Annotated in this window: 4 protein-coding genes; 1 reads left to right on the forward strand and 3 read right to left on the reverse strand. The window is 65.5% G+C overall.

All coding sequences use genetic code 11. The annotated features are described in order from the left end of the window. The 3 genes from BM186_RS26035 to BM186_RS26045 form a co-directional block, all read right to left on the reverse strand. A partial coding sequence (locus BM186_RS26035) for a helix-turn-helix domain-containing protein (RefSeq protein ID WP_074919349.1) occupies positions 1-221 on the reverse strand: 221 nt, incomplete at its 3' end. Continuing rightward, positions 218-445 carry a hypothetical protein gene (locus tag BM186_RS26040; RefSeq protein WP_074919352.1) on the reverse strand — a complete coding sequence of 76 codons (228 nt, stop codon included), beginning with the start codon at positions 443-445 and terminating at the stop codon, positions 218-220. The genes BM186_RS26040 and BM186_RS26035, both read right to left, overlap by 4 nt. After that, the gene (locus BM186_RS26045; protein WP_074919354.1) at positions 442-921 is read right to left on the reverse strand and encodes a hypothetical protein; all 480 of its coding nucleotides are present in this window, start codon (positions 919-921) and stop codon (positions 442-444) included. The genes BM186_RS26040 and BM186_RS26045 overlap by 4 nt, the downstream gene beginning before the upstream one ends. Positions 922-1044: 123 nt before the next feature. Here BM186_RS26045 and BM186_RS26795 point away from each other — a divergent pair. Beyond that, positions 1045-1291, forward strand: a 247-nt coding sequence (locus BM186_RS26795) for a hypothetical protein (protein ID WP_208606737.1), incomplete at its 3' end; no start/stop codon positions are given.

Raw genomic sequence — 1291 nt, forward strand, 5'->3', positions numbered from 1 at the left:
ATCTGCAGCAGCGCGATGGACGGGGCGAAGCGGCCGTTGTCGAGCTTCACGGCCAGGCCTTCGGCGATCAGGGTGTTGATGGCGCGGTTGATGTTGGCCGGGCTCTCGCCGAGCCCCTTGGCCAGCTCGCCGTTGCTGATGCCGGTGAGGCTGTAGCCCTTGAGGGCCTTGAGCACGCGCAGGATTCGCGCGCCGCTATCGGAGGTGCGTGGGGTGGTCATGCTTGGGCTCCGGTGGAGGTGTAGAACGGTTTCATCTCGGCGCTCACCTCGGCTGCGATGTCCTGCAGCTCGCCAACGGTGAGGTCGCGCAGGGGCTTGCCCAGCGCCATGGCGCGCTCTGCAAACAGCTTCTGGCGCGAGCCACACCACCAGTCGGTGAAGCCGGCGAACGGCTCCAGGGCTTCGTGCATGTCCATCACCTGAGCCAGCTCTACGGCGTTCATGCCTGCTCTCCTAGGTCCAGTTGCGGGTTGGCGTGCTGCTGCACGTTGGTGCGGTGCCAGGCCAGGCTGGTGAGGCCGGCCTGCAGCGCTGCCTGGGCAGCGTCGGCATCGACCTGGCCCTGGTAGAAGGCGATCAGGGCGCCGGTGGTGGCGTTGAGTACGGCCTGCAGCTCGTTTACGTCCTGGGCGGTGCAGGTGCGGCCGGACGGAATGTCGATCAGCAGCTTGCCGCTGGTGGAGGCCAGCCAGCGGCTGACCAGGGCGATGCCGCAGGCATGCTCGAAGGCCGGGATCAGCACGGCAGGCATGCGCCCTTCTGTTAGCCACTTGTAGAGGGCCCAGTGGTTGGCCTGGCCCATGCGCTCAGCAATGCGCTCGACGCTGAGGTTGTGCCGCTCCTTGGCGAAGTCCAGCGACCACTCCATGGCCTGGCGGATGCTGCTGGGCTGGGCGTTCTTCCAAGAGCGGCGCGTCATTGGAAGGCCCTCCCGGCGTGGTTGGAGGCGGCGTGCAAACAAATAGGCTTTTTGCCCATTGGCAATGCTGTTACCAAAAGGCCAGCCTGTTGGGGTACATTCACAGGCATGGGGAGTCACCCGATGGAAGAGGTTCGGTTACTGCAGGTTGAGGGGCAGCTTCAGGCGCTTGCGCGGTGCTGGCTTTACCTGGCTGCGCAGCTGGAGCTGCAGGGCGTTGACCCGGCTCCGCTGGAGCGCTCGATGCTGGTTGCTGACTGGCAAGGCGCTCCGTATGAGCCACATGCCCAGCGGACGATGCGAGAGCTGGTTGAGCAGCTGACAGCCGCCCGCGAGAACCGTGAGCGGCAAAGTCGATACCAAGCAACGG

Origin of the sequence: Ectopseudomonas toyotomiensis, assembly GCF_900115695.1 — a bacterium.
In the GTDB taxonomy this organism is placed as follows: Bacteria; Pseudomonadota; Gammaproteobacteria; order Pseudomonadales; family Pseudomonadaceae; genus Aquipseudomonas; species Aquipseudomonas toyotomiensis.

Excerpts from the sequence above, each read along its gene's own strand:
- BM186_RS26045 (WP_074919354.1), bottom strand. The coding sequence starts at position 921 with ATGACGCGCCGCTCTTGGAAGAACGCCCAGCCCAGCAGCATCCGCCAG.
- BM186_RS26040 (WP_074919352.1), bottom strand. The coding sequence starts at position 445 with ATGAACGCCGTAGAGCTGGCTCAGGTGATGGACATGCACGAAGCCCTG.